This window comes from Buttiauxella brennerae ATCC 51605 (genome assembly GCF_001654925.1).
GTDB lineage: Bacteria > Pseudomonadota > Gammaproteobacteria > Enterobacterales > Enterobacteriaceae > Buttiauxella > Buttiauxella brennerae.
The window spans coordinates 86,042-107,680 of the sequence record NZ_LXER01000017.1 but is presented as its reverse complement, the minus strand read 5'-3'; the positions used below and the strand labels follow the sequence as shown (position 1 = coordinate 107,680).

Genomic DNA, 21,639 nt, shown 5'->3' with positions numbered 1-21,639 from the left:
GAAAGGAAAAGATGTTAAATATCGCCATTGATGATTCGGATTCGCTGTATCGGAATGGAATGGAAATTTTTCTCGAGGAATTATTTCTTGAAGAACAAAATGAGCCTGTGCAGTTTAACCCACTGACCAAAACGAATTCCATTCAGGCTGATGTGATCGTAAAGAGTTTTGTGGCAGGTGCTGAATATATTTGCCAGCCGATGTTAAAGTACCGAAGCAGGCCAGGGTTAATTATTGGTATCTATGATGGTGAAAAGACTCCTTATCATAATGAGTTGCCGCTATGTATAAAAAACGTTGTGTTTATCAACCGTGCAGAGCCATTAAACACCGCGCGAGAACAGGTTGTGCAAGCCTGGAGGAACAATATTGAAAACCCTGAATCATTACCTTGTAAAAAATGCCTGAAATGCAAATATCGCTCACTAACACCGCAGCAACTGACGATTGCTAAATTGCTGCTTCGCGGTCATGACATTATTGGTATAGCAGAACTATTAGAACTTAATGTTAAAACCATAAGCGCACACAAACGTTTAATGATGAGCAAATTTAATCTTCATTCCGATTGTGAATTATTACTGTTTCTTAATAATTTGAAAAAGCATAATCCTCCGGTCAATTTATTTATGAGTGAGTGTTTATGACTGATGATTTGTAGTCAAAAAATGCGCCGTCAGGCGCATTTCCTATTAATAAATTTAGCGAGGAATAGGGCGCGGCTTACCTTCAGAATCGACAGCCACATAAATAAAAATGGCTTCAGTGGCTTTGTAGCGCTGGCCAATCGGCTCTGATGAAACCTTTTTCACCCACACTTCGACATTTATGGTGATGGAGCTATTGCCACGTTTTACGCAGTTTGCATAACAACACACCACATCGCCTACCGCGACGGGTTTAAGGAAGGTCATACCATCGACACGAACGGTGACCACGCGCCCCTGGGCAATCTCTTTGGCCATGATTGCACCGCCCATATCCATTTGCGCCATCAACCAGCCGCCAAAAATATCGCCGTTGGCGTTAGTGTCAGCAGGCATCGCGAGTGTGCGCAGTACCAGTTCCCCTGCGGGTGCGTCTTGTGGAGTCATTTTGCTTTCCAAAAAGTAGTCATGAATTTCAACATTATTAAAGTCTTTGCATATTTTATCATAGTTATGAACATGACCCTGCGCCCGGTATGGCTTGTGAAGTCGTTTTTGAAGGGGATAAACCTAAGCACCCAAAGCTAATAATCACATTGATAAACTGTCTACTATCCGCATCACTGTCGCACCACAGAAAAAGCATGACTTGTATTTACTGACGCTTCTTTTAGCGAATTACGTATTCTGACTATCTGGTAGGTTAATGTTTATATGAAAAAAATCATTCTTTTGGCGGTTGTTATGGCGGGTGGGATTAGCTCAGCCATGGCGCAAAATGTCACTGTTGATGTGCCAAGTGGCTATAAAGTGGTGGTAGTGCCTTCTTCCGTTACTGTTTCGCAGGCTATCACCGTTGCAAGCCCGGCACCGCAGGCAGTTTATGTTGCACCAACGCCCGCTCCAGCCCCCGTAGCCGCTTATCATCCACGTGCTCGGCATGTTGCCAGTGTTGCGGAAGGTATGGTGATTGAGCACCAGTATGATGACCATCATTAATTTTAGAATTTAAGTCTGATGAAAATGCCTCGGTTATTATTGCCGGGGCATTTTTGTATCGGGAGTTTGCCACGTTTTAAAAGCAAAAAAGCACGCAATGAGTTGCGTGCTTTTTATAGAGAAACGGCCAACAACTTATTGATGCAGTCGGCGCTATTCCTACTTCTCTTCCTGAGGCATGTGGCGATAGATATACACGCCGCTCAGCAGGGTAAATACCAGCGTTGCTGCGGTCAGGCCGAAAACTTTAAAGTTGACCCACACGCTTTGTGGCAGCCAGAACGCAACGTAAATATTGAGTGCGCCGCAGATGATGAAAAACAGCGCCCAGGCAACATTCAAGCGTGACCAGACCATTTGCGGCAAGGAAATCTCTTTCCCCAGCATCCGTTGAATCAACGGCTTGCCCATCACCAACTGGCTAATCAGCAACGCGGCAGCAAACAGGCCGTAAATCACGGTTACTTTCCATTTGATAAATTCATCGTTATGGAAGAACAACGTCAGGCCGCCGAATACCGCAACCATTAAGAAGGTGATCAGCGCCATTTTCTCCAGCTTGTGGAATTTATACCAGCTGTAGACCAACGCAAAACCGGTGGCGACGATCAGTGCGCCTGAGGCCACATAGATGTCGTACATTTTATAGAATGCAAAGAAGACAATCAGGGGCAGAAAATCGAGAAACTGCTTCATAATCTGTTCCGTAAAATAACGCCTGAACCGTAAATGAGTCTGCTCAGGCGTAAGTTAATGTTATTGGCGAACCAGCATATACAAACGGTATACATAGATGAGCAACACGGCAGAAATCAGGTTGCTAATCGTATTCGCGACCACCCCGCCAACAGCAGGTGACAGCGCCGCAAATGAAGATGCGAGCATCAGAAGTGCAGTTTTTGCCAGCAACCAGCTAATCACCGCTGGGGCAACCAGGCGCATATTTGCCCATGCAAGACGCATGCTGCTGCGCATGGACTGGAAGATCCCCGCTTTATCCTGAACAACCATAATCGGTGCGAACGACAGCAAAATCGCTAACACGACACCGGGTACCACAACCAGCATGATGCCAATCTGCACCAGGAAAGTGGTTAGGAACATCAGAATAAAGATTTTAGGCAACACAGGTGCCGACGTACCAATGGCACGAAGCGCACTCACACGCTGACCGGCAGAAACCATCTGGATCAAAACCAGCATGCTACCCGCAAGGATAGCATTGCCGATCAAACCGGAAAATGTCGATGCCGCTGACGCTTTGAGCAACATTTGCTGTTGTTCTGGAGTCATGTTTTGCACAAGGTCAAACAGCCCAACGCTATTCGATAAATTATCCCCTTCGCTAAGGATAGACATTTGCTCGTCGCTAGGTGAAAAAGCGTGACCGATCACCACCGAAATAAAGGCACAAAGCAAAGCGATCAGTAAGACAGTAACAAACTGATTGCGTAGAAAATTCCCCGTGTCACGGTACACAGAACCCGCCGTGATAGACATGCACTCTCCTTGGTGTTGCGCGGTAAAAAATCAGCGGCCAATTGTACACTGGATGAAGGGCGCTAGCACCGACAAGATGAACCGCAGTAAGTAAGTTACTGTCAATATGTCACTTTGATCTGGAGTGTGAGCGTCGTTTTACCCAGAAATTGACGTGCTGGCCCGATAAGCCAGCTCTCAATGTGTTGCGTTCTCAGTTAACCGTCAGACGCAGGCATAAATTTTCGGGGTAGGGGGAAAAGTAGTTTTGCGTCAGCAGGTAGCTGTCCGGGTACTCGCCCAGATAATGATTCAACAGCGTTAGTGGGGCGAGCAGCGGTAACAGTCCTTCACGGTAGTGAAGGATCACGTCACGCAATTCCCCGCGCTGGCGGGTGTTCAGTTGTTTGCGGAAGTAGCCCTGAATATGCATGAGCACGTTAGTGTGATTTTTACGTGACGCGGGATTTTTCAGGATCGTCATGAGCTTTTCGCGATACTCGACGAAGAAAGCATCCAGATCTTCCCACTGGTGCAGCGACGCGACAAAAGGTCCAATTTCCCGGTAGCCTGGCTGGTGGTGCGCCAGCAACTGGAGTTTGTAGCGGCTGTGGAAATCCAGAAGTGCGCGGCGCGTCAGACCGTTTGCCCGCAGGGTGTTGAGTTCGTGTAAGGCGAAAACCCGTTCGACAAAGTTTTCACGCAGCACCGGGTCGTGAAGGCGGCCATCCTCTTCTACGGGCAGCCACGGGAATTTTTCCAACAGCGCACCGGTAAACAGCCCGACACCCTCTTTGCGCCCGCGATTCCCTTTATCGTCATAAAGCCGGACGCGTTCCATGCCGCAGCTCGGCGATTTCGCGCAGACGATAAAGCCAGACAAATGACTCTGTTGGGAAATATATGAATCAGCGAATGTGGCCATTTTCTGCGTCACATCATCATGAGGGGCATGGCTAAAGCGCATCCGGATATCCCCTTCGCTGGTCTGAACCAGGCGCAGCGCCGGGCGGGGAACGGGGAGGCCGATAGCCATCTCCGGGCAGACAGGTTTGAACGTCACCCACTGAGACAGCGCGTCCATTACAAAGCCCATCCGTTTATGACCGCCGTCAAATCTTACTGCCGAGCCGGTTAAACATCCGCTAATCCCAATGACAGGTTGAGTGTTCATGGTGTAATCCTCTTACTGATCTTTTCGGGTAAAGAAAAGCGTGACCGTACCAACGGTAACCCCGAATTTCTTCATCTCGGTTTTGTTAAAAAGATGGGTGCCGTCTTGCAGGTACATCCAGTCGTCAAAGTTCAGCAGCCAGCTGCTGCCGTTGGCTTTCACCTTCATGCTGTAACGCCAGTTAAAGGCATTCCCCGCCGTCGTGCCCGTTGCCACGCCTTCAATATCGCCCGCAGTGCCTTCGTAACGGTCAGAACTGACGCGGCGAATATGCCAAACCCGCTGCTGTTTCTCGCCGTCGTCATAGACGAAGTGCTCATTGAGAGTCAATGTGTCGCCGACAACGTCACCGCTAATCTCGACATGGAAGCGGCGCAGCTGTTTCCCACTGCGGTCCTGCACCATGCCCCATGCCTCGGTTTTACCCTGGAAGTAGTGGAAGATATCAAGTGGCGGCGTCTGTTGGCGGTAGTCGTTAATGTTTGTGCTACATCCCGCCAGCAACAGAATCAATGCTATACCGAGTGCCAGAATACGTTTCATTCTCCACCTCCAATTAACTGCTGGCGCAGTGCGGGATATTGAGTGCGGGGATCAAGCCAGATGCCCAAAAAGTGGACGCTAAACGCTTCAGACTGGCGGGGCCCCAGAGGGGTAAAGGTTTTTTGTGATGTTGAAGCGCGATACCAGAACTGCCCCTGTTTATCGTTGAGAACAAATGCCAGTTGGGTACCATTCGATACATCTGGCCAGAGTGAAAGCAGCGTACGAATCCAGGTATTGCTTTGCGGTTCGCGCGCGAGTACGCCTTGCGCCTGCCATTGGTCACGAGTGGCCTCGACCAGCTCCTTGCGACTGATGTCGCGTTGGTAGGTGATAATCAGCGCCTGGTTCTGCATCGGCCCGTCATAAAGACCGCTTGGCGTAAGCAGTTGGGAGGTATAGACGGTAAATGGCCCCCAGGTGAGAGTCGCGCTACCGACTTTATGCCAGTTTAACCAGTCAGCGGCATGGGCGACGGGTGTAAAAACAGTCAGCCAGAGCAACAATAATAGGGAGGTTTTCATGCTCGCCTCCCTATCAGAACATGGAAAAACAGCATAAGAACCAGCCAGCCCGTCGCCATCCAACTGACGACGATAAACGTTGGTGCAAGGAAGGTCATCGCGCCAAGGCGTTCGCCGATCAGGTACGCCACAGGCCCACCAGCTGTCGCCATTAGCGTCAACAACCAGCCTGGTAACGTCGTTGTGGTCGTTAGTCTGGTCCAGACGACGGCAAACATCAGCCACAGGGAGAGCATCCAAAGGGGTAATAGCGCGTCGCCATTAAAATCAATAAGCCCGGTCAGTGCCCAGAGTGCATCCAACCCGCTGCCCACAGCAGCAAGCAAGAGGGCGTAAAAACGATGTGCAGGCGAGAGCATCAGGCAGGCCAGGATGGCGAGGGCCAGCCAAAGAATCACGCCGTGCTCGCGAAACAGCACCACCAACGTCCAGTAAAGATCAAACGCGATGGCCATCGCAAAAACCTGCACATTGCGATTCATACGCGCTCCGCCGTCAGTTGTACGACGCTGATGGTGCGTGCGTTAAATCCGGCTTCGCAGTAACCGAAGTAGTAGAGCCACATACGGCGGAACTGGTCATCAAAACCGAGTTTTTCAATATCGAGCCAGGCGTGTACAAACCGCTGCCGCCAGTGCGCCAGCGTGCGGGCGTAGTCTGGCCCCATATCAAAAAGATTGCGTACCACAAAATCCGTGTGGTGTGTCATCAGCTCGCTTATTGCCGTAATACTCGGCAGAAAACCGCCGGGGAAAATGTAGCGCTGGATAAAGTCGACGCTTTTGCTGTAGTCACGGTAGCGCTGGTCCTGAATGGTGATCGCCTGAATCGCCATTTTTCCACCCGGTCGCAGCCGTGCCTGACAGGTGCGGAAAAACGTGGGCAGGTAGCGTTGACCCACGGCTTCAATCATCTCGACGGACACTAGCTTGTCGAACTCTCCGGTCAGGTCGCGATAATCGCACAACAGCACTTGTACCCGATCCTGTAATCCTGCGCGGGCAATCCTCTGTGTCGCCCAGAGGTATTGCTCCTGCGAAAGCGTGGTGGTGGTCACGCGACAGCCGTAGTGGCGAGCGGCATATTCGGCCATCGCCCCCCAGCCAGTGCCGATTTCAAGAAGATGATCGCTGGAAGTCAGCGCCAGCTGTTCGCACAGTCGTGCCATTTTGGCCTGCTGAGCGCGGGTGAGATCCAGCTCATCGGCGGTAAACAGTGCGCTGGAGTAGAGCAGTTCTTCATCGAGAAAAAGGGCGTAAAACTCGTTTCCCAGGTCGTAATGTGCGGCGATGTTTTCACGCGCCTGCTGGCGATGGTTGCGCCGTGTCCAGTGGCGAAGTCGCTCTATGGGTTTGCCAAGCAGGCGGAACCCCCTTTCCAGCTGTCCTAAAACCTGGCCATTCAGTGCCAGAATCTGCAACAGCGGTGTTAACTGGTGCGTTTCCCACTCGCCTTCTATCCAGGCTTCTGCCGCGGCGAGGCTTCCACCCGTCAGCAGACGCCAGTAAACGGCTGGCGAGAGGATTTGCACTTCGGCATTTAACGCGGCGCAGGTATCACCAAAATGCCAGATCTGTGTCCCGTCACGCACGGTGAGCGAACCCCCGCGAATACCGCTCAACAAACGGAACAGCATCCAGCGGGCGAGACGCACGTTGCGTGGGGTGCTCGCTTCAAACGCAAAGACAGGATCGGTCATGAGCGATCACTCCTGTTAACGGGGTGGCTATAAAAAGGCACGCGCTTGAACCACAGCCGTAGCGCCTGCCAGTAAATGGCGAACACCGTTTTAAGCGTCATCAACGGTATACGCCGCAGCACCGAGGCCAGGTTGGCACGCGTCAGCGGCGTGCGGCTCAGCGCCAGTGTTGCGTCGAACACTTTCGATTGCTGGTGATTTTCGATGTGCATATACAGCGTTTTGCCGGGTTTGTTGAAGCGCCAGTGATAAACCATGTCCATCGGGTTAAAGGGCGAGACGTGGAAAGCTTTCTCAATTGGATGCGCTACCTGACCGTCCACCGCGTAGTAATGGCGCTCGTTCCACGGCGTATTGCGCACCTCTGCCAGAATCCATAGCAGCGTGTCCGTGCGGTCATAGCAGTAGTAGAAGTTAATCGGATTAAAATGGAACCCGAAGTAACGCAATTGGGTCAGCAGCATGACGCGGCCACCAGAGCGTTCTCCTGTCAGGCTTTCCAGCCGGTTGAGAACATTCTCTTTAAGCGGCATACCGAGCGGGTAATCCGCGTCGTAGAAGGCGGCTGCGGCAAACTTGTTGCGCCGGATCCCCACCAACGAAAGCGCATCAAGCTCATCCAAATCCAGCCAGCCCATAAATACGCGATAGCGGAAATGATGCACTTTTGGCTGGAGGCGGCGATGACGTAACACGCCCTGATACAGGCAACTGTTCATCTTAATCACCTTTCCCGGCGGCAATTCCCTGCACTACGTCGAGGGCGCTGCGTACCCCGTCTTCGTGAAAACCGTTGTACCAGTAAGCCCCGCAGAACCAGCTTTGCGGGTGACTATTAATCTCGCTGCGACGTGCCTGAGCACGCCAGCTTTGTGGGTTAAACAGCGGGTGCTCATAAACAAAACGTTTCAGGACAAAGCGTTCATCTACCGGCGTTTCTGGATTCAGAGTCACGCAAAACAGCGGACTCCCCGCAGGGAATCCCTGGAGAATATTCATGTTGTAGGTCACGCAGGCGCGGGCTTCATCCCGTTCGCTCAGACGATAGTTCCAGCTTGCCCAGGCGCGTTCACGCACCGGAAGCCAGCGAGGATCGTTATGTAGAACCACCTCATTACGCTGCCAGCCGATATCACCCAGCACTTCGCGCTCGCTGGCTGTCGGTTCGTCAAGCATCGCCAGAGCCTGCGCAGAGTGGCAGGCGAAGATCACCTGGTCGAACGTGTGGCTTGCGGTTTCAAGCTGGATTTTAACGCCCTCGGCATTGCGGATGACCTGTTGTACTGGCGAGTTGAGGTGCAGAGTCAGGCGGTCACCCAGCTGTGAAAGCATGGCGCGGATATACTCTCGAGAGCCGCCTGGCACCACGTACCACTGCGGGCGATGAGTAATATCCAGCAGACCGTGGTGTTCAAAGAAACGTAAGAACAAGGGCAGGGGAAAACGGCGCATCTCTTGCAACGATGACGACCAGATGGCGGCGCCCATCGGTAGAATGTAATGGCGCGCGAAAAACGGGCTGAAGCGGTGTTGCTCAAGAAAGTTATGTAGCGTGGCGTTTGGTTCAACTTCGCCCGCAAGCGTGGCTTTCGCCAGGCGATTAAAGCGCACGATATCTTTCAGCAACTTCCAGAACACAGGGTTAAACAGGTTCTGGCGCTGGGCAAACAACGAGCTGAGGGTATGCCCGTTGTACTCAAGGCCGCTGCGCGGATTATGCACCGAGAAGCTCATCTGCGTTTTTTGCCCGCTGATACCCAACTCGCTCAGCAGGCCCATAAAACGTGGATAGGTGCGGTCGTTATAGACGATAAACCCGGTATCAATGGCGTACGTGCCCTGCGGGGTGGTCACATCTACCGTAGCGGTATGCCCGCCCGCTGTGGGTTCTGCTTCAAAAAGGGAGACCTGGTGATGTCCTGCCAGCCGCCAGGCACAGGTCAACCCAGCGATACCGCTGCCGATAATAGCGATTTTCATGATCGCACCATCTTGCGCAGCAGTGCTCGCTGTAAAAAGGACGGCAGTGCTGCCAACAGACCCAGGGTAAGGCTCAAACGAGTGGGAAAGGCGATATGGTTTTTCTCTTTCGCAAGGCCGTTGCGAATGGCCTCCACCGCGTTGTCAACACTGACCCGTCCAGGCATAGCAAAATCATTTTTACGGGTAAGTGGCGTATCGACAAAGCCCGGCGATACCACTGTTACCGCAATGCCTTTAGGTTCCCAGTCCAGGCGCAAACTGTTAGCAAACCAGGTGAGTGCGGCTTTAGACGCGCCGTACGCCTCGGCTCTGGGGAAAGGTAGCCAGTGCGCCATTGAGCTGACAAACACCACACGATTGCCCGAAACCAGCTGTGGCTGAAGTGCCGCCAGGCAGTTTACCGGCCCGAGTAAGTTGGTGTTGATAACCCGTTCAACTAGAGCTGCATCGACTATGCCGCCGTCGAGATACTCGCAGGTTCCCGCGCAGAGAACGACCAGATCGGCCTTAATACCCGCCAGGGCCTGGTGACAGGCCGCCGCGTCCGTCATATCGAACAGTCGTAGCGTGATGTTCGGGTTGTGCTGGTGAAGGGCCTCAAGCCGGGCAGGATCGCGACCGCACGCGATGACGCGCCAGCCGTCATCAGCCCAGGATTTTGCAAGCCCCGCCCCAATGCCGGAGGATGCGCCAGTGATGAGGACAGTCATCATGAGCGCACCCTCCTTTTTACTCCGCGTACCAGCCAGCCCAGCAGGGGAAGATGTTCGTAAACCATCTCTCCCGCATCGTAGTAATCGCGCTGACGAATAATCAGGTTGTCCTGTACATCCACGATTGAACACCCTGGCAAAGCGAGCGTGTCTCCTTTAGAAATCCGTGGGTGTGACCAGTGCATTGTCCAGCTCACGGCAAAACGCTGGCCTTCGCTGAGCGGCGAATCGATGGAAAAGCGACACTGCTCCACGTTGGTCAGCAGATGGGTAAAGTAACGCTGTAGCGCATACAGCCCCTGATGTGTACCAAAGGGGTCGACCAGTTCGGCATCCCGGTGATAAAGCGCCGCCAGCGCCAACGGAGACTGGTTATCCAGGGTGGTGTAATAGTCAAAAAAACGATCGATGACGGATGGCATTGTGCTCATGAGTCTCACCCTGGTTGTGGACGACGTAATGTCATCGCATAGTTAAAACTTAGACAATTAATAATATTTGTACAAGTTTAGAGTGGATCTGTTTTTATTGTTCTATATATTCAATGCATTATGTAGGTGTTATTTTGCTGGTTTTGATTGGGTTTTTATAAAGACATGCCAGATACGCAACTTTTTACGGTTGCTTATCATCGAGAGGAAAAGGGGGCGGAGGAACAGTTTTAGAGTGGGATCACGTCGAGTGAAACGACCTGTTGCTGCCAGAGTTCGATCTGTTTTTTGCGGGCTGCGGTAAGTTTGCCGGTGGTGACCAGCAGCCATTTTCGCTCAGGGAAGATCTCGGGAGCCAGTGTGGCAGGCGGCACCGGGAGCACGTCAATACGCTGCCCTTGTCCCGTGCGTTTCAGCGCTTCAAGCCAGATTTCGCACGGGTCGCTAAGGTGCCAGCCGGTGATGAGGTAATTATCCCCCGGCGCTTTTTTATCACCTTCAAGGCAAAACGAGGTGTAGGAGATGATGATGCCATCGAGGACTTCACGCAGCGTCATGATCGCGGGAATGTTGGCCGAGACTTTACTGCGCAACGGGCGCAGTACTTCGGTGACCATTTCCGGGCGGGGATACTCGCGGCCCGCGTCGTAAATCAGATGGCGTAGAGATTCGATTTTTCCCTCTTTCAACCGCTGCAACATGCTCTCCTGAAGGGTGAGCCAGTTGTTTGTACGGCGAGCTTCCGGGCGGGCCAGCAAGGGCTTCACCTGGCTTACCGGGACGCCTTTTTTCACCCAGTCGAGAATTTTAAGCGCCTGCTGGACATCGTCATCACTGTACAGGCGGTGCCCGCCATCGGTGCGTAACGGTTTAATCAGGCCGTAACGACGCTGCCAGGCGCGTAGCGTGGTCGCGTTGATTCCGCAGAGCCGGGCAAATTCGCCGATGGAGTAGGCCATGAGGTACACCTGATAACAAAGAATATTCTCAATATACTACGAATATTCGCGGCATGAATGAAGTGCAGAATGTTTGCACTACACTTTCTAGTTCCAGATGCGCAGAAGAAAGGAGGTTTTATGAAGCTATGGCCTGTTGTAACCGGTGTTGCTATCGCACTGTCACTCGTTGCGTGTAAATCCCCCACGCCACCGAAAGGCGTGCAGCCGATAACTGATTTTGATGCCAGCCGCTATCTTGGCAAATGGTACGAAGTCGCTCGCCTTGAAAACCGCTTCGAACGAGGCCTTGAGCAGGTGACTGCTACTTACGGCAAGCGCAGCGATGGCACGATTAGCGTACTCAATCGCGGGTATGATCCGATTAAGAACAAATGGAACGAGAGCGAAGGGAAAGCCTCATTCACCGGTGCACCTACAACCGCCGCGCTGAAGGTTTCATTCTTTGGGCCATTCTACGGCGGCTATAACGTGATAAAGCTCGATGATGATTACCAGTTCGCGCTGGTTAGCGGCCCGAACCGTGACTACTTGTGGATTTTGTCGCGTACGCCAACCATTCCGGATGCGGTGAAGCAGGATTACCTAAACACTGCGCGCACTCTCGGCTTCCAGGTCGATCAGTTGGTTTGGGTGAAGCAATAAATTACCCGGATTAGAGAGTAATATTCAAAATGCCAATACGCCCTGGTTGATACTGTAGAATCTCAGGTGTACATCTTGTCAAATTTAAGATTTTGATTAAATGGACATTTAACATTTTTCGATCAGCGCGCTCATTCATCTGCGCCTATAGCCTGGGGAAGGCCAAATCGCACGCTGGGACGCTGCGCAAATAAAGGTATGAGTAGAAAACGCTTATGCTATTTTCAATTAAAGAATAAGAATCTGGTGAAAGTGGATCTGATTTCTCTACTGTTATCATGCGATACCCTTCATTAAAGTTCTTAGTCAGGATAGAAGATGATAATGGTAAATGCCTTATGCTTCATTTGATGATGTTGAATCGCCTGATTTCGATAGACCCATTATTGTTATGCCATTACGTCCGTTTCTCACTGTGAGTACAACTGGGAACAACATGTGGACTGGTTAGTACCAGAAACGGATGTTACTGACACAGGGGGTACGAATTAGCAGGGGGCTCCATAATGAAATTGAATCTTATAGAGTCAAAAATATATAAATAAAAAGAGGTATCAGCATGATTATCAGGAAATTACTTCCTAACGAATGGGATGGCGCTTACAGATTGATATCTCAGCTGCGAGATATTTCAAAGGAACAATTTATCCAGAGCGTGACTATCCAAACTCTAAACGGTTATGAAATCGTGGGTGCTTTTATTGATGAAAAACCCATGGGGTTGATGGGGTTCAGACCTGTTCATACACTAGCTAGAGGTCTTCATCTGCATATTGATGATTTGGTTGTTGATAAAGAGTCTCGAAGCTTGGGTATAGGCGAATTACTCTTGAATTTTGCAAAAGCAGAGTCTAAAAGCAGGGGTATGAACTTTATTTTTTTAGATGCCAGAAAAGAAGCTATTCCGTTTTATGAGCGAAATCATTTTGTGTATCATGCATCTCCATCAATGAAAATTCAACTCAAGTAATATCAGTATTTACAATAATGTACACACTGTACGCACCGTTCATGTAACTCCAGCGGCGGGTATCACCCCGACCTTTCTTTGGTGGGCGCAAGGTTAGAAAGGGTATTGTCCATTCTTCGCTCAAAGCTGATGGAGATTTTCGAGAGGCGGGTCAGCGTTGCTAAGTAATCCATCAAATAAGGCCACCAATTCGGTGGCCTTACGGGGTTATCTTATGTGTAAAGCAATGTGTTGGCTCGATAAGCCCTATCAGTGAAGTTCAAGTCTAACCAACTCCATCGGGCAGAAAGCACCTTCACAACCTTCGATTTCAACACATTCAGAACGACGAATTTGTTCGGCTGTTTTACCTTCGCCGTGAATGGTCTTAATGACACCAGTCAGACCTTTATTGAACACCATAACACGGCTGCCAGTTGTGATAGCGTTACGGTAGCAATCATAGGTCAACATCATCATTCCTCCTTTTTGTTGTATTGAGACGAGATGATTTAACGGCAAATAAATAGCTCTTCATGGGTAAAAATGTGTTGAGCGAAGTCAAAATTTTGTAAATTTATGGTCTGGCAGCTATGTCCGCTATCTGGGTATTGAAGTAGATGATGCTCTGGAGATATCTGAGTCCATTGAGGTCTGAGTTGACAGGGCGTGAAGCGGACGTTGCCTACTAGAAAACAGCATGCAGGAAAGCTCATCACCTATGGGTTAAAATACTTGAATGCATGTCTTTTTCCCCTCTTTTAATATAAGGATATTAAAGAAAATTTTATGGATACGCTCAAGTTAAAACATTGGCTAAATCGCTGGAATCTTATTCCTGATGGCACCCCATTTATAACTCATACATCACAGTTATATCCGGTTAAAACAGCAACACATGGTATTAAAGCCATGTTAAAAGTTACGGATGATACAGATGAACAAGCCGGTAATGCACTAATGGCATGGTGGGAAGGGAATGGTGCGGCGCATGTTATTGCACATGAAAATGAAGCAATTCTTCTTTCAAGAGCCTGTGGTTCCGCGTCATTGGCAGCTATGTCACGAGAAGGTCAGGATGATGTAGCTTGTCGTATTCTGTGTACTACTGCGAACAGGCTTCATACATTCCCAAAAAAACCATTACCCCAGCTTACACCTCTACATGAGTGGTTTTATCCTCTAAAACCAGCAGCCTTGAAGTATGGCGGTATCCTGACACGTTGCGCAGAAATCTCAGAAGAATTGCTTTCTTCTCCACGTGATGTGGTCGCATTACATGGTGACTTACATCACGGTAACGTGCTTGATTTTGAAACATCTGGCTGGTTGGCCATTGACCCAAAAGGACTAATAGGTGAACGGGGATTCGACTTTGCCAATATTTTTACTAATCCGGATCTTGGTAATCCAGTGCCTCGTGTCGCGACGCTGCCGGAGATATTTAAACAGCGTCTAAGTGTTGTTGTCGAGACGGCAGAACTGGACAGAGATCGCCTTCTCAAATGGATAATTGCATGGTGCGGGCTTTCAACAACATGGTCCCTCGAAAGTAATGATGCAACATCAATTGCATCAAATGTTGCTAAGCTGGCAATTAGCGAATTGGATAAGTGATTAGACAGTTTAGTTATCTTGTCGCTCAGAGCGGACTGTAAGTCCTGGTAGTCTGCTCTGAGCCAGGAGCGGAAGTTCTAGATTCACTAGAATATGGCAGGTTCACGCATGGTGATTCATCATTAAGCGCAGTTACCGTTCTATCAGCGTAATTACTGCAACTGGACAGCAATGCGGCGGTTAAGCTGATTATCCTGATACGGTCACTAATGCCTGCACGGTTTTGGTGTTTCAGACTTTTATCATGCGGTTTCTGGCACAGATCAGCCTGCTGTTGTGCGTGATGATTTACTCATGCAGGACCAACATGTTGGTACGGTTACAGGATTCATAATAATAAGGGGCGGCAGGAACCAGGACTACGCTGTAGCTTACCGGTTCGCCTTTGAATAAATGATAACCACTACATTCTTAACTTGTTCGCCTGGATGATTCTCGTGAAATATATAATGTGGCTATATAAATCCGTCATTACAACGAGTGACATCATGACCAGCCTTCATCACAGGCCAGGAGTGAATATCACTCGCAGGACCATGGGCTACTAGTTCATCTCTTTATGCTCGAGCATGGCAATAATCCGCTCCCCTTTTTCATCTACCGGTACATAAACCAGCAGACGTGACCCATCGCGGGGAGCGGAGAACCAGTTAACCTTTTGTATTTTGAATGGCCCTAATTCATGGTGATAGTAAGTCATAGTGTGATTTTCGATATAACGTACTTCGTGTCTCTGTTCCCAGAAATGCTTGAATACAGGAGAGGCCTCGAAAAATCGCTCTAAGAGATTTTCCCAACGTGGGTCGCCGCGGTGTTCTGTCATACCCGCATGGAAATAAGCGATAAAAATGGGCAAAACAATATCGTCGTCGCCCAGTAAATTATGCCAGTGGTCATTTGTGAGATATTGGTAAATTGAGTTGCGATCATCGTGTGGCACATTATCGAGATCAACGCCCATCAAACGACAGTAATTAGCGTTATAACCCTGAATATCAAAGTTAGGCATGACGATACTGGCAGGGAGCGGCATGAGCGTATCCAGTATCCGCCGCGATGCTGCGCTGACCTCTTCATACTTTGATGCTATAGGCATTTCTGAAGGTTGCAGGCCTGCAAGAATAAACAAATAACGTGTCTCAGCTGGTGTGCATTGCAGAGCATCAGCAATGGCTGCCATGGAAGCCGTTGACGGATTGACTTTCCGCCCTTGTTCAAGCCAGGTATACCAGGTGACCCCGATATTCGCGAGCATAGCGACTTCTTCGCGACGCAGACCTGGCGTGCGGCGTCTACCGCTACGTGGTAAACCCAGGCGAGCAGGATCAAGACTTTCACGCCGTGTACGCAGAAACAAAGCCAATATTTTATTGCTATCATCCAGGAGGTTGGCGGGCATCTCTTGCGAGACTTTCAGGGGCATTAAAAATTCCAATATCGTAGCAGTGATAATACCAGTATAACCAAATACTGGTACCGTGTTAATTCATCAGAAATACTGTATCCGAATTTTAAATTATGCAGTGGAGTACTTGATGAATGTTTCACCTGGCCGCGCTGGCCTGTTGTTATTATTAACAGCGCAGATGTTGCCAATGATAGATACTTCGATCACTAATGTTGCCCTCGATTCTATTACTCACTCGCTTGGTACGACATCGACTCAGTTGGAACTTATTGTTGCACTTTATGGCGTTGCGTTTGCCGTCTGTCTTGCCGTGGGAAGCAAACTGGGTGATAACAATGGTCGTCGCCGTATTTTGCAATTAGGTGTATTTATTTTCGGTTTAGCCTCTTTATTATGTGGCATATCTGGTTCTGTAAATGAATTGTTGGCTGCCCGAGTGCTTCAGGGTGCAGGCGCAGCACTGATCGTCCCGCAAATACTTGCCACGCTTCATGTGACGTTAAAAGGTCCCGCTCGTGCACGGGCAATAAGTCTATATGGCGGAATTGGTGGTATTGCATTTATTATCGGCCAGATGGGTGGCGGATGGCTGGTCTCAGCAGATATAGCGGGACTGGGCTGGCGTAACGCCTTCTTTATTAATGTGCCAATTTGCGTGTTATTTCTGCTATTGAGTCGTTCATATATTCCAGAAACTAGTAGCGAAGCACCTTCACGTATTGACTGGCCAGGAACATCTATTCTGGCAATTATGTTGTGCTGTTTACTGTTTCCGATGACCTTAGGCCCGGAATTAAATTGGCCCTGGTATATGCAGGCAATGCTGGTAATGGTATTGCCGCTCGGTTATTTAATGCGCGCTGCTGCTTTGCTGCAACAAAAACGAGGCCTGCAACCTCTTGTCGCGCCTCATTTGCTTAAACTCCCGAGCATTCGGTTTGGCTTATTAATTGCAGTATTATTTTTCAGTTGTTGGTCAGGTTTTATGTTCTGCCTGGCAGTGACTTTACAGTCTGGTATGGGTATGGAGCCATGGCAATCGGGTAATAGTTTTATTGCACTTGGCGTTTCTTATTTTATCTCAGCCTGTTATGCCCCAAAACTCATTGCTCGCTATTCGATGAGCACCATTTTGTTGTCAGGTATTTCACTGCAAATTTTTGGCCTTATCGGTCTTATGGCAACCCTATATCATTATGGCCATGCAGCCGGTGCGTTAATCATTGCGCCAGCAACGGTGTTCATTGGTTATGGTCAGGCTTTAATCGTCAATACTTTTTACCGCGTCGGGATGCAAGATATCAAACCGAATGATGCCGGAGCAGCCAGCGCTATTCTCAGCACCCTACAGCAATCTACATTGGCCCTGGGGCCAGCCGTACTCGGCGGTTTATTCCTTCACATGCAACAACAAAATCATGGCAACTATCCGCAGGCGATGATTGGCGTACTCGGCATGGAAGTCCTGATGATGTTAGTACTGGTTATGGCAACAATAGCAAAACGACGGACCTTATCAGTGGCAACCGCGCTTTGAATCCAGCCGAAATCTTTGCCTGCCTGCGATAACGTCGCTTCAACATCCTTGTACCAGGAGGTCATAACCTCCCGGTACTGGACCTGGCTACATATTTTGATTTTAAGCAATATGAGTAAAAATTAATCCAGATCATTAAATGTTAAATTAGCCAGCAAAGTGTGATCGGCACCAGATCAATTAATACTCAATAATAGGTATATTCAGCCCGCCTAAAAAAACACAAGGAGAGGGCTATGAAAAAATTGTCTGTGGCGTTACTTGCATTAACCTGCTTATCTGGTGAAGCACTGGCACATCAACAAGGTGAATTCTTCATGCGTGCGGGTACGGCAACCGTGCGTCCAACGGAAGGTTCTGACAACGTACTTGGGATGGGCGGTTTTAGCGTCAGCAACAATACCCAACTGGGTCTGACATTTGACTATATGGTGACCGATAACATCGGCATCGAACTGCTGGCGGCAACACCGTTTCGTCACCGTGTTGGTTTAGGTCCGACAGGCGACCTGGCAACGGTTCGTCAACTGCCACCGACCTTAATGGCGCAGTGGTACTTTGGCGATGCGAAGAGCAAAGTGCGGCCCTATATCGGCGCAGGGATTAACTACACCACTTTCTTTGATGCCGACTTTAACCAGACTGGAAAAGATGCAGGCTTAAGCGATCTGAGTGTGAAAGATTCGTGGGGAGCGGCAGGGCAAGTTGGGCTGGATTATATGGTTAATGATAACTGGTTGCTGAACATGTCGGTGTGGTACATGGATATTGACACTGAAGTGAAGTTTAAAGCCGGTGGCGAGCAGCAGAACATTAAAACGCGCATCGATCCGTGGGTGTTTATGTTCTCGGCAGGTTATCGTTTCTGATAGAACAGTAATGTCGGATGTCGCTGCGCTAATCCGACCTACGCGAGCAATTGTAGGCCGGATTAGCGTTAGCGCCATCCGGCAACAATAAAATTAACGACGAGTCGCGGCTTTCAAGCTCTGAACAAACGCTTTCAGCTCGCTCAACATCACATCTGGTTTATCCAAATTCTTCTCGATGATTTTCACAATCGCGGAACCCGAAATCGCCCCGGCAGCGCCGGCATCAATTGCATCTTTCACCTGTGAAGGTTCAGAAATACCAAAGCCTTGCAGTGAAGGTGCCGCACCAAACTCAGTCAGTTTTTCCACCAGATGGTGAAGCGGTAACTGCGCACGGGTTTCAGCACCGGTCACGCCTGCACGAGACAGCAGATAGGTATATCCACGGCCATGTGTGGCGATTTCACGCAGCAGCGCGTCGTCAGCGTTAGGTGGGCAGATGAAAATCGGTGCAACGTTGTGGCGCATCGCTGCCTGGCGGAATGGCGCAGACTCTTCGATTGGCACATCAGCAATCAATACCGAATCGACACCCACTTTGGCACACAACGCGTAAAACTCATCAATACCGCGGCTAAATACCAGGTTGGCATACATCAGCAAGCCAATCGGAATCGTCGGATGCTTCTGGCGAATAACGGCCAGCATTTCGAAACACTGCGTTGGTGTGACACCTGCGGCAAATGCACGCAGAGCAGCATTCTGAATGGTTGGGCCATCCGCTAACGGGTCAGAGAAGGGGATGCCCAACTCCAGCGCATCGGCACCCGCTTCAATCAGCGTGTCGATAATCTTCAGTGACTGTTCCGGAGACGGATCGCCAAGCGTCACGAAGGGAACGAAAGCGCCTTCTTTACGAGCCTGCAACTGTTCAAATGCGTGTTGATAACGTTCCATTAGATTTCCCCTCGTGCTTTCAGAATGTCGTGAACGGTGAAGATATCTTTGTCACCACGGCCAGAGAGGTTTACCACCAGCAGTTGTTCTTTTTCTGGATTCTCTTTGATCATTTTCAGCGCGTGAGCCAGGGCGTGGGAAGATTCCAGCGCCGGAATAATACCTTCACTGCGACACAGCGTTTTGAATGCTTCCAGTGCTTCGTCATCGGTGATTGAAACGTAATCTGCACGGCCAATGCTGTTGAGGTGCGCATGCTGTGGCCCGACAGAAGGGAAGTCCAGCCCGGCGGAAATTGAATAAGACTCTTCAATCTGGCCTTCGTCGGTTTGCATCATCGGCGATTTCATACCGAAGTAGATACCTACGCGACCATGTTTCAGTGGCGCGCCGTGTTCACCGCTTTCGATACCGTGCCCGGCGGGTTCAACACCAATCAGGCCAACTTGCGGATCGTTGATGAAATCAGCAAACATACCAATGGCGTTAGAACCACCGCCTACGCAGGCGATAACGGCATCTGGCAGACGGCCTTCTTTTTCAAGGATTTGCGCTTTGGTTTCTTCGCCAATCATGCGCTGGAATTCACGCACAATAGTCGGGAACGGGTGCGGGCCTGCTGCGGTGCCGAGCATATAGTGCGCGGTGTCGTAGCTACCAGACCAGTCGCGCAATGCTTCGTTGCAGGCATCTTTCAGCGTTGCAGAACCACTGTGCACAGGAATCACTTCCGCGCCCATTAAACGCATACGGAACACGTTTGGCGACTGGCGCTCAACGTCTTTTGCACCCATATAAATGCGGCATTTCAGGCCAAGCAGAGCACTGGCTAACGCTGACGCAACACCATGTTGGCCCGCGCCAGTTTCGGCGATGATTTCGGTTTTGCCCATTTTCTTGGCAAGCAGTGCCTGGCCAAGCACCTGGTTAGTTTTGTGCGCGCCACCGTGCAGCAAATCTTCACGCTTTAAATACAACGTGGTTTTAGTGCCAGCCGTCAGATTGCGGCATTTGGTCAGTGCCGTCGGGCGGCCCGCGTAGTTTTTCAGCAGGTCGTTAAATTCAGCCTGAAATTCAGCATCACTTTGTGCAGAGACGAAAGCTTCTTCTAACTGACGCAGAGCAGGCATCAGGATCTGCGGCACATACATGCCACCAAACTCACCGAAATAGGGATTAAGTAACGTCATGATATTTTCCTTAGTAAGCCCGCAGCGTCTGGAAGACGGCAGCCAGCTTGTTAGCATCTTTAATACCCGGTGCGCTTTCGACACCTGAGTTGAAATCTAAACCTACGCAGCCCGTTTTCGCCGCGTCCACGCAGTTATCAGCACCCAGTCCGCCAGCCAGAATCACGTTTTCCAGATTCTGACCTGCAAGGAGTGACCAGTCAAAACGCTTGCCGCTACCGCCCTGGCCGTTGTCGAACAGGTATTTGTCGACGTGGTTCAAATCGCGTGCCGGCAGGCTTTCTTTTACGCTCAGTGCTTTCCAGATTTGTACTTTGGCCGGAAGGGCTGCGCGAAGCGCGTCAATATAAACCTGGTTTTCATCACCGTGCAGTTGCACCGCAGTCAGTGACAGTTGAGCGGCTTTCTGCACCACATCATCCACAGCTGTGTCACGGAACACACCGACATATTTCAATGGCGCGGCGGCAATCACTGTTGCAGCCGTTTCGTCGCTGACAAAACGTGGCGATGACGGAACAAAAATCAGGCCGCCGTAAATTGCGCCCGCTTCAAAGGCGGCGCGGGAATCTTGCGGGCGAGTCAGGCCACAGACTTTGTTTTCGCCTAACGTTACGCGGCGAACCGCAGCATTCAGATCGTCTTCGCCCATCAAGGCTGAACCGATCAGGAAGCCGTTAGCGAAATGGCTCAGCTCACGAATCTGGCCGTAATTGCTGATGCCCGATTCGCTGATAACTGTAACTCCGTGGCCGAGGCGCGGTGCAAGCTGGCGAGTACGATTCAGGTCAATCGACAAATCACGCAGATCACGGTTGTTGATACCCACAACTTTAGCGCCAAGCTCGATAGCACGTTCCAGCTCTTCTTCATTACTGACTTCGGTCAGCACGCCCATATTCAGGCTGTGCGCTACAGCTGCAAGCTGGCGATACTGAGCATCATCAAGCACGGAGAGCATCAATAAGCAGGCATCGGCCTGATAAAAACGCGCCAGATGAATCTGATACGAGTCGATAATAAAGTCTTTGCACAGCACCGGCTGCGTGACAATGTCACTGACAATCGGCAAGAAATCAAAACTGCCCTGGAAATACTTTTCGTCGGTTAAGACTGAAATCGCAGAAGCGTAGTGTTTATAAACGTTTGCAATACGCGCCGGGTCAAAATCATCACGAATCACGCCTTTGGATGGAGAGGCTTTTTTGCACTCCAGAATGAAAGCGGTGCGAGCCCCTTGCAGCGCGTGATAAAAATTACGTGTCGCCGGTACGATGTTGTTCTGGAAACTTGCCAGGGGTTGTTGTTGCTTGCGTGCTTCAACCCAAATCGCCTTATCAATGACGATCTTCTTTAATACGGTTTCCTGCATG

The 21,639-nt window shown here is 50.1% G+C and carries 25 protein-coding genes; 7 read left to right on the top strand and 18 right to left on the bottom strand.

Going from position 1 to position 21,639, the window contains the following annotated elements; all coding sequences use genetic code 11:
• The first annotated feature begins 11 nt into the window (after positions 1–11).
• Positions 12–647, top strand: a complete 636-nt coding sequence (locus tag M975_RS08600) for a LuxR C-terminal-related transcriptional regulator (RefSeq protein WP_064558810.1) — start codon at positions 12–14, stop codon at positions 645–647.
• Positions 648–701: 54 nt separating this feature from the next.
• Here M975_RS08600 and yciA read toward each other — a convergent pair whose 3' ends face one another.
• The gene (gene yciA / locus M975_RS08595; protein WP_064558809.1) at positions 702–1,094 is read right to left on the bottom strand and encodes an acyl-CoA thioester hydrolase YciA; all 393 of its coding nucleotides are present in this window, start codon (positions 1,092–1,094) and stop codon (positions 702–704) included.
• Between the two features lie 267 nt (positions 1,095–1,361).
• Between yciA and M975_RS08590 the strand changes: the two genes are divergently transcribed.
• A complete protein-coding gene (locus tag M975_RS08590; RefSeq protein ID WP_064558808.1) occupies positions 1,362–1,646 on the top strand; it encodes a hypothetical protein in 285 nt (94 codons plus the stop codon).
• A gap of 159 nt (positions 1,647–1,805) precedes the next feature.
• Here M975_RS08590 and M975_RS08585 read toward each other — a convergent pair whose 3' ends face one another.
• From M975_RS08585 to M975_RS08530, 12 genes are all read right to left on the bottom strand, one after another.
• Complete coding sequence (locus M975_RS08585) at positions 1,806–2,342, bottom strand: septation protein A (RefSeq protein WP_064558807.1); 537 nt, start codon at positions 2,340–2,342, stop codon at positions 1,806–1,808.
• A gap of 60 nt (positions 2,343–2,402) precedes the next feature.
• Positions 2,403–3,146, bottom strand: coding sequence for a YciC family protein (locus tag M975_RS08580; RefSeq protein WP_064558806.1), 744 nt, complete (start codon positions 3,144–3,146; stop codon positions 2,403–2,405).
• Positions 3,147–3,339: 193 nt separating this feature from the next.
• Positions 3,340–4,299: a YbgA family protein gene (locus M975_RS08575; protein WP_064558805.1), complete on the bottom strand. Its 960-nt coding sequence runs from the start codon at positions 4,297–4,299 to the stop codon at positions 3,340–3,342.
• Positions 4,300–4,311: 12 nt separating this feature from the next.
• A complete protein-coding gene (locus M975_RS08570) occupies positions 4,312–4,842 on the bottom strand; it encodes a DUF3833 domain-containing protein (protein ID WP_064558804.1) in 531 nt (176 codons plus the stop codon).
• Positions 4,839–5,366, bottom strand: coding sequence for a hypothetical protein (locus tag M975_RS08565; RefSeq protein ID WP_064558803.1), 528 nt, complete (start codon positions 5,364–5,366; stop codon positions 4,839–4,841). The genes M975_RS08570 and M975_RS08565 overlap by 4 nt, the downstream gene beginning before the upstream one ends.
• Positions 5,363–5,848, bottom strand: coding sequence for a DUF2878 domain-containing protein (locus M975_RS08560; RefSeq protein ID WP_064558802.1), 486 nt, complete (start codon positions 5,846–5,848; stop codon positions 5,363–5,365). Before M975_RS08560 ends, M975_RS08565 begins: the two co-directional genes overlap by 4 nt.
• Complete coding sequence (locus M975_RS08555; RefSeq protein ID WP_064558801.1) at positions 5,845–7,065, bottom strand: SAM-dependent methyltransferase; 1,221 nt, start codon at positions 7,063–7,065, stop codon at positions 5,845–5,847. The genes M975_RS08560 and M975_RS08555 overlap by 4 nt, the downstream gene beginning before the upstream one ends.
• Entirely contained in the window at positions 7,062–7,784 is a 723-nt protein-coding gene (locus M975_RS08550; protein ID WP_064558800.1) for a DUF1365 domain-containing protein, read from the bottom strand. The genes M975_RS08555 and M975_RS08550 overlap by 4 nt, the downstream gene beginning before the upstream one ends.
• A gap of 1 nt (position 7,785) precedes the next feature.
• Entirely contained in the window at positions 7,786–9,045 is a 1,260-nt protein-coding gene (locus M975_RS08545) for an NAD(P)/FAD-dependent oxidoreductase (RefSeq protein WP_064558799.1), read from the bottom strand.
• Positions 9,042–9,761, bottom strand: a complete 720-nt coding sequence (locus tag M975_RS08540; protein ID WP_064558798.1) for an SDR family NAD(P)-dependent oxidoreductase — start codon at positions 9,759–9,761, stop codon at positions 9,042–9,044. The genes M975_RS08545 and M975_RS08540 overlap by 4 nt, the downstream gene beginning before the upstream one ends.
• Positions 9,758–10,192: a nuclear transport factor 2 family protein gene (locus M975_RS08535; protein ID WP_064558797.1), complete on the bottom strand. Its 435-nt coding sequence runs from the start codon at positions 10,190–10,192 to the stop codon at positions 9,758–9,760. Before M975_RS08535 ends, M975_RS08540 begins: the two co-directional genes overlap by 4 nt.
• Before the next feature lie 230 nt (positions 10,193–10,422).
• The gene (locus M975_RS08530; RefSeq protein ID WP_064558796.1) at positions 10,423–11,151 is read right to left on the bottom strand and encodes a MerR family transcriptional regulator; all 729 of its coding nucleotides are present in this window, start codon (positions 11,149–11,151) and stop codon (positions 10,423–10,425) included.
• Positions 11,152–11,271: 120 nt separating this feature from the next.
• Between M975_RS08530 and M975_RS08525 the strand changes: the two genes are divergently transcribed.
• Positions 11,272–11,796, top strand: a complete 525-nt coding sequence (locus tag M975_RS08525) for a lipocalin family protein (protein ID WP_064558795.1) — start codon at positions 11,272–11,274, stop codon at positions 11,794–11,796.
• A 559-nt stretch (positions 11,797–12,355) separates the two neighbouring features.
• The gene (locus M975_RS08520; RefSeq protein WP_245164377.1) at positions 12,356–12,766 is read left to right on the top strand and encodes a GNAT family N-acetyltransferase; all 411 of its coding nucleotides are present in this window, start codon (positions 12,356–12,358) and stop codon (positions 12,764–12,766) included.
• A gap of 249 nt (positions 12,767–13,015) precedes the next feature.
• Here the strand turns inward: M975_RS08520 and ydfZ are convergent, their stop codons facing one another.
• Positions 13,016–13,219 carry a putative selenium delivery protein YdfZ gene (gene ydfZ / locus M975_RS08515; RefSeq protein ID WP_064559182.1) on the bottom strand — a complete coding sequence of 68 codons (204 nt, stop codon included), beginning with the start codon at positions 13,217–13,219 and terminating at the stop codon, positions 13,016–13,018.
• Positions 13,220–13,534: 315 nt separating this feature from the next.
• On the opposite strand from ydfZ, the gene M975_RS08510 reads away from it, so the two are divergent.
• Positions 13,535–14,362 (top strand): aminoglycoside phosphotransferase family protein, encoded by an 828-nt coding sequence (locus tag M975_RS08510; RefSeq protein ID WP_064558793.1) that lies wholly within the window; start codon positions 13,535–13,537, stop codon positions 14,360–14,362.
• Between the two features lie 544 nt (positions 14,363–14,906).
• On the opposite strand, the gene M975_RS08505 is transcribed toward M975_RS08510, so the two are convergent.
• Positions 14,907–15,779 carry a helix-turn-helix transcriptional regulator gene (locus M975_RS08505; protein ID WP_425339001.1) on the bottom strand — a complete coding sequence of 291 codons (873 nt, stop codon included), beginning with the start codon at positions 15,777–15,779 and terminating at the stop codon, positions 14,907–14,909.
• 118 nt (positions 15,780–15,897) lie between these two features.
• Between M975_RS08505 and M975_RS08500 the strand changes: the two genes are divergently transcribed.
• Together M975_RS08500 and ompW are read left to right on the top strand one after the other, a co-directional pair.
• Positions 15,898–17,307, top strand: coding sequence for an MFS transporter (locus M975_RS08500; RefSeq protein ID WP_064558792.1), 1,410 nt, complete (start codon positions 15,898–15,900; stop codon positions 17,305–17,307).
• 236 nt (positions 17,308–17,543) lie between these two features.
• Complete coding sequence (gene ompW / locus M975_RS08495; RefSeq protein WP_064558791.1) at positions 17,544–18,176, top strand: outer membrane protein OmpW; 633 nt, start codon at positions 17,544–17,546, stop codon at positions 18,174–18,176.
• Between the two features lie 93 nt (positions 18,177–18,269).
• Here ompW and trpA read toward each other — a convergent pair whose 3' ends face one another.
• Genes trpA through trpCF form a run of 3 tightly spaced genes read right to left on the bottom strand, consistent with a single transcriptional unit; the run spans position 18,270 to position 21,638 of the window.
• Positions 18,270–19,076, bottom strand: coding sequence for a tryptophan synthase subunit alpha (gene trpA, locus M975_RS08490; RefSeq protein ID WP_064558790.1), 807 nt, complete (start codon positions 19,074–19,076; stop codon positions 18,270–18,272).
• Entirely contained in the window at positions 19,076–20,269 is a 1,194-nt protein-coding gene (gene trpB, locus M975_RS08485) for a tryptophan synthase subunit beta (RefSeq protein ID WP_064559180.1), read from the bottom strand. The genes trpA and trpB overlap by 1 nt, the downstream gene beginning before the upstream one ends.
• 7 nt (positions 20,270–20,276) lie before the next feature.
• On the bottom strand, positions 20,277–21,638 hold the full coding sequence (gene trpCF / locus M975_RS08480; RefSeq protein WP_064558789.1) for a bifunctional indole-3-glycerol-phosphate synthase TrpC/phosphoribosylanthranilate isomerase TrpF: 1,362 nt from the start codon (positions 21,636–21,638) through the stop codon (positions 20,277–20,279).
• Between the last annotated feature and the right edge of the window lies 1 nt (position 21,639).

What these genes read in the sequence shown, in the direction of transcription:
- M975_RS08600 (WP_064558810.1), top strand. Translation starts at nt 12, where the DNA reads ATGTTAAATATCGCCATTGATGATTCGGATTCGCTGTATCGGAATGGA.
- yciA (WP_064558809.1), bottom strand. Translation starts at nt 1,094, where the DNA reads ATGACTCCACAAGACGCACCCGCAGGGGAACTGGTACTGCGCACACTC.
- M975_RS08590 (WP_064558808.1), top strand. Translation starts at nt 1,362, where the DNA reads ATGAAAAAAATCATTCTTTTGGCGGTTGTTATGGCGGGTGGGATTAGC.
- M975_RS08585 (WP_064558807.1), bottom strand. Translation starts at nt 2,342, where the DNA reads ATGAAGCAGTTTCTCGATTTTCTGCCCCTGATTGTCTTCTTTGCATTC.
- M975_RS08580 (WP_064558806.1), bottom strand. Translation starts at nt 3,146, where the DNA reads ATGTCTATCACGGCGGGTTCTGTGTACCGTGACACGGGGAATTTTCTA.
- M975_RS08575 (WP_064558805.1), bottom strand. Translation starts at nt 4,299, where the DNA reads ATGAACACTCAACCTGTCATTGGGATTAGCGGATGTTTAACCGGCTCG.
- M975_RS08570 (WP_064558804.1), bottom strand. Translation starts at nt 4,842, where the DNA reads ATGAAACGTATTCTGGCACTCGGTATAGCATTGATTCTGTTGCTGGCG.
- M975_RS08565 (WP_064558803.1), bottom strand. Translation starts at nt 5,366, where the DNA reads ATGAAAACCTCCCTATTATTGTTGCTCTGGCTGACTGTTTTTACACCC.
- M975_RS08560 (WP_064558802.1), bottom strand. Translation starts at nt 5,848, where the DNA reads ATGAATCGCAATGTGCAGGTTTTTGCGATGGCCATCGCGTTTGATCTT.
- M975_RS08555 (WP_064558801.1), bottom strand. Translation starts at nt 7,065, where the DNA reads ATGACCGATCCTGTCTTTGCGTTTGAAGCGAGCACCCCACGCAACGTG.
- M975_RS08550 (WP_064558800.1), bottom strand. Translation starts at nt 7,784, where the DNA reads ATGAACAGTTGCCTGTATCAGGGCGTGTTACGTCATCGCCGCCTCCAG.
- M975_RS08545 (WP_064558799.1), bottom strand. Translation starts at nt 9,045, where the DNA reads ATGAAAATCGCTATTATCGGCAGCGGTATCGCTGGGTTGACCTGTGCC.
- M975_RS08540 (WP_064558798.1), bottom strand. Translation starts at nt 9,761, where the DNA reads ATGATGACTGTCCTCATCACTGGCGCATCCTCCGGCATTGGGGCGGGG.
- M975_RS08535 (WP_064558797.1), bottom strand. Translation starts at nt 10,192, where the DNA reads ATGAGCACAATGCCATCCGTCATCGATCGTTTTTTTGACTATTACACC.
- M975_RS08530 (WP_064558796.1), bottom strand. Translation starts at nt 11,151, where the DNA reads ATGGCCTACTCCATCGGCGAATTTGCCCGGCTCTGCGGAATCAACGCG.
- M975_RS08525 (WP_064558795.1), top strand. Translation starts at nt 11,272, where the DNA reads ATGAAGCTATGGCCTGTTGTAACCGGTGTTGCTATCGCACTGTCACTC.
- M975_RS08520 (WP_245164377.1), top strand. Translation starts at nt 12,356, where the DNA reads ATGATTATCAGGAAATTACTTCCTAACGAATGGGATGGCGCTTACAGA.
- ydfZ (WP_064559182.1), bottom strand. Translation starts at nt 13,219, where the DNA reads ATGTTGACCTATGATTGCTACCGTAACGCTATCACAACTGGCAGCCGT.
- M975_RS08510 (WP_064558793.1), top strand. Translation starts at nt 13,535, where the DNA reads ATGGATACGCTCAAGTTAAAACATTGGCTAAATCGCTGGAATCTTATT.
- M975_RS08500 (WP_064558792.1), top strand. Translation starts at nt 15,898, where the DNA reads ATGAATGTTTCACCTGGCCGCGCTGGCCTGTTGTTATTATTAACAGCG.
- ompW (WP_064558791.1), top strand. Translation starts at nt 17,544, where the DNA reads ATGAAAAAATTGTCTGTGGCGTTACTTGCATTAACCTGCTTATCTGGT.
- trpA (WP_064558790.1), bottom strand. Translation starts at nt 19,076, where the DNA reads ATGGAACGTTATCAACACGCATTTGAACAGTTGCAGGCTCGTAAAGAA.
- trpCF (WP_064558789.1), bottom strand. Translation starts at nt 21,638, where the DNA reads ATGCAGGAAACCGTATTAAAGAAGATCGTCATTGATAAGGCGATTTGG.